Origin of the sequence: Quyinboa ferrireducens (assembly GCF_042436675.1) — a bacterium.
Classification (GTDB): domain Bacteria; phylum Bacteroidota; class Bacteroidia; order Bacteroidales; family UBA5342; genus JBHJHP01.
In genome coordinates this window covers 1-3,656 of record NZ_JBHMVA010000039.1, presented here as the reverse complement: position 1 = coordinate 3,656, position 3,656 = coordinate 1, and the positions used below count along the sequence as shown (strand labels likewise).

Below are 3,656 nucleotides of genomic sequence, written 5' to 3'. Positions count from 1 at the left end.
CTATTCACAATGGTATTTATTGCAATAACTATTTATTTTGGACTAACCACTGGCATAAATATTGAAAATATATTCGTATTTGGAGGAACATTATTATTTTCATTCATTTTAGAATATTTGATTAAAAGTTCAATGATTAAATACAAACAAGAAAAATTATTGAAACTGATTCATAAAGAAATTAGAACCGCCAGCCACTAACACGCGGTCATAGTGCATGCGGTTTTGTTTTAACCTGCAAATCCATATTCCGTATGCCGTCGTTTTCGGCTTGACAGTCTCCACTCCGTGGGACAGTCAACCGCACGACACCATACCGCGGGAACGTTGTAAGCAATGCCGGGATTAGTTGTTTGAGATCTTATAAATTGGCCTCCACCCTATTTCGGCTGAAGCAAAGAACGTTATTTATTAATTAGGATCAACGATTGATTTTAACCAAGCGTCGGGCGGAGTCTCAGTTTGTACAACTTGAATGTTTCATATTTTGACGCAATATCGTTTGGGGTTGACGCAATATCGTAGAGTTTTGATTTACATTATCCGGTCCCAGGCGGCTGAAACTCATTTGATTTGTCGGAGTGTTTAATTTGTGAAGCATCAATTTAAAGAGCACCCGTGAGAAAAAAAATAAGGCACAGCTTACAACACGCAGTCATACTGCATGGCAGTACTTTTAAATAAAATATTACAACATTCGCAGTCGGGCCATTTTGTCCTGACAGTTCCTTTCCCGTCGGAAAGAAACTGCCACGACAGCATACTGCGGGAACGTTAGCGAGCATTTTGGCCAGTGCTAAAATATGAAACTCAAAAAATTATGGAGAAAAAGAAAGATTATTTCGAAACAATTGCTGAAATAATTATTTCTCTTATGGTATTTACTATTGCTGTTGGGTGCATATTACTTTTTGTATTTATTGATAAGAGTGAAATTGCAAGAAACTATCTTGAAAAGATTAATAATGCAAACACTTTAGCTGGATTGAAACTTAACGTATTCTTAGGAATTAGTAAGATAATATTAGCAACTATTGGAATTGCAACTCCTATAATTCTAGTATTCCTGTTAATCAAAAAGCATAGGAAACATGAAATGGACTAGTACTTTGATATTATTGATTACATTCATTTGTAGCTCATCAGCACAGACAAGGAATGAAAAATTTGATAATATAATTTTATCATATAATGGTGATTCAACATTACTGATTCAGAAATATGAAATTGACCTTAAAAAGGAGAAGATTTATTACATAACTCCTATAATGAACTATTTAGACGTAAAAGGAGAAAAATACCGAACAAGAGTAAAAATGAAGAAAGGTGATTGGGACAGAATTGTTTTATTGGTTAATAAAATATATTCCTTGAACCTTGACAAAAACAAAAAAGAACAGGAGCTTAAGGTTACATATTCATTAGAATTATCAAAAGGAGGAAAACTTATTAAAGAATATTATTTTTATTCTGAAAAAGGTTCTACCGAGTTAAAAAACATGTTTGAGATATTAAGAAAAAACGCTCGCTAACACACGGTCATAGTGCATGCGGTTTTATTTTAACTTGCAAATCAACAATCCGTATGCCGTCGTTTTCGGCTTGACAGTCTCCACTTCGTGGGACAGTCAACCGCACGACACCATACCGCGGGAACGTTGTAGGCAATTTAGGCTGACTGCATAAAATTAACATATGACTGATAAGCAGATTGAAAAAATAAAAAAACAGATTCGGAGTCTTAAAGCAAAACTTTCAGCTGAGAAAAGAAAACATGGATGGTATGATGATAGTCGAGGATATCGTTTTATAATTCCAGATTTATACTTACAAATTGAAGATTACAAAGGCGCATTAAGATATTTCAACTGGTTTGAGAAAGAGTTTGAGATGGATTCAGGATTTCCAGATTTCAATCTTGCATGGACAATCACTCTATATAAAAACAAAAAACATGAATTGGCAATTAAGAAATTATATACTACAGCATTTTCAAATACCTATCTTATTGATTTGATTTTCGGTAATAAACCTTTGCGTATTGACAAGTCAGAATTAATAAGTTGGGAATCGTTGGATTTTGCCATCGAGATTGAGAAATATTGGAAGAGAATGCTAACCACAGATTTTGTTGATTGGCTACATGATGTTGCTTCCCAGGATGACTTTAAAAAGAACATGGCAGATTATATCGGATTAAAAAAGTCAATTACAGATGAAAAAAATGGCAAAGAACGTGAACGGTTATTAAAGGAGGAAGATGCGTTTATATCTAGATTAACGAAATGAGAAACTTTTATTACATATATTGGGCTGATGCGATACAACGGATTAGAAAACATCATCCAAAAAAGAAGGATTGGAAAATATCTTTATATGTATTTAATTCTTGGATTCACGCTCTTAATCTATTTATAATATTTCTTTGGTTGAAATATTTTCATGTGCTAAATATTGCATTACCTGATATAAATATTTTCCCAGGAGATATGATTGATGGATTTCTATCATTTGCAATTGTATTTGCAACACCTTTCTTTATTATTAACTATTTTCTGATTTTTTATAAGGATAGGTACAAGAAAATTGTAGATAAGTATCATATAAAAAAGGGAAACTATGCCATGCCTTATTCAATGGTGATAGCTTTAGGTGCATTCATTTCGGCGATTACATATAGTATTTTGACATGAAAAAATTAGACAAAAAATATAAACTGCCTACAACACACGGTATAACTAATAAGGGTTTCATTGGTTTGCGAAGCTCAGTAGTCCGCTTCAACTATTGTAACAGTGGACAGGAAAGTAGCCCGCAATCCCTTACTAGCCATACCGCGGGAACGTTGTGTGCAACCTTAAAAAAACAGAAATGATAACATTTAGAAACTTCATCCTAATAATAGTCATATTTGTGTCAAAGATATCGGTTGGACAGAGCCTTAATTATAGAATTGAATTCTTCATAAATCAAATACTGACTGATGGCTCAAGTCAAATTATCACAAAAAACGGTTCAACTGAAATCTATGACTTATTTATTAATAAGCAAAATGGATTTGACTATAAGCGGTGTTTATTCATTGACAATAAATACTATTCTGATTCAATATGGAATGAGTTATTAACTAATAAAGACATTGAATATATTTCCAAGCAGATAGACGAATATAAAAATTTCAAATGGAAATCTGATAGACTACCGAAAAATGTAATCTTGTATTCTAAATGTAAGGGAAAAAAATATTCAAGAAAGGCAATGAAGTCTTTTAATAGAAAAACAGCTGATAGTTTTGAAATTATTACAATGAATCACTATAGTTTGCCACTTTTTAATTTAAAAGAAAATTTTGCAATTATCTATTGTGGACATTATAGTGGACCTATGTCCGCAAGTGCATCAGCTGAAATTTATTTGAAAATTGATGGAAATTGGGAAAGAATAGGAACATATTTACATTCAATATCATAAAAAAGGCAGCACACAACACACGGTCATACTGCATGGCAGTTATTTTAAATATAATATTTCAACGTTCGCCGGCTGTCTCTTTTGTCCTGACAGTTCCTATCCTATCGGACAGAAACTGCCACGACACCATACCGCGGGAACGTTGTGCACAATATTAGAATAAGATTAAAATGCTGATTAATTTA

At 32.9% G+C, this 3,656-nt stretch carries 6 protein-coding genes; all 6 read left to right on the top strand.

All coding sequences use genetic code 11. The annotated features are described in order from the left end of the window. Nucleotides 1-201, top strand: a 201-nt coding sequence (locus tag ACE01N_RS20105) for a hypothetical protein (protein WP_380592804.1), incomplete at its 5' end; no start/stop codon positions are given. Between the two features lie 619 nt (nucleotides 202-820). Further along, the gene (locus tag ACE01N_RS20100) at nucleotides 821-1,105 is read left to right on the top strand and encodes a hypothetical protein (RefSeq protein ID WP_380592802.1); all 285 of its coding nucleotides are present in this window, start codon (nucleotides 821-823) and stop codon (nucleotides 1,103-1,105) included. Beyond that, nucleotides 1,092-1,532: a hypothetical protein gene (locus ACE01N_RS20095; RefSeq protein ID WP_380592800.1), complete on the top strand. Its 441-nt coding sequence runs from the start codon at nucleotides 1,092-1,094 to the stop codon at nucleotides 1,530-1,532. Before ACE01N_RS20100 ends, ACE01N_RS20095 begins: the two co-directional genes overlap by 14 nt. Before the next feature lie 163 nt (nucleotides 1,533-1,695). After that, a complete protein-coding gene (locus ACE01N_RS20090) occupies nucleotides 1,696-2,289 on the top strand; it encodes a hypothetical protein (RefSeq protein ID WP_380592799.1) in 594 nt (197 codons plus the stop codon). Continuing rightward, nucleotides 2,286-2,693, top strand: coding sequence for a hypothetical protein (locus ACE01N_RS20085; protein WP_380592797.1), 408 nt, complete (start codon nucleotides 2,286-2,288; stop codon nucleotides 2,691-2,693). Before ACE01N_RS20090 ends, ACE01N_RS20085 begins: the two co-directional genes overlap by 4 nt. 178 nt (nucleotides 2,694-2,871) lie before the next feature. Further along, nucleotides 2,872-3,471, top strand: a complete 600-nt coding sequence (locus tag ACE01N_RS20080; RefSeq protein ID WP_380592795.1) for a hypothetical protein — start codon at nucleotides 2,872-2,874, stop codon at nucleotides 3,469-3,471. Nucleotides 3,472-3,656 lie beyond the last annotated feature (185 nt).

What these genes read in the sequence shown, in the direction of transcription:
- ACE01N_RS20100 (WP_380592802.1), top strand. Translation starts at nt 821, where the DNA reads ATGGAGAAAAAGAAAGATTATTTCGAAACAATTGCTGAAATAATTATT.
- ACE01N_RS20095 (WP_380592800.1), top strand. Translation starts at nt 1,092, where the DNA reads ATGAAATGGACTAGTACTTTGATATTATTGATTACATTCATTTGTAGC.
- ACE01N_RS20090 (WP_380592799.1), top strand. Translation starts at nt 1,696, where the DNA reads ATGACTGATAAGCAGATTGAAAAAATAAAAAAACAGATTCGGAGTCTT.
- ACE01N_RS20085 (WP_380592797.1), top strand. Translation starts at nt 2,286, where the DNA reads ATGAGAAACTTTTATTACATATATTGGGCTGATGCGATACAACGGATT.
- ACE01N_RS20080 (WP_380592795.1), top strand. Translation starts at nt 2,872, where the DNA reads ATGATAACATTTAGAAACTTCATCCTAATAATAGTCATATTTGTGTCA.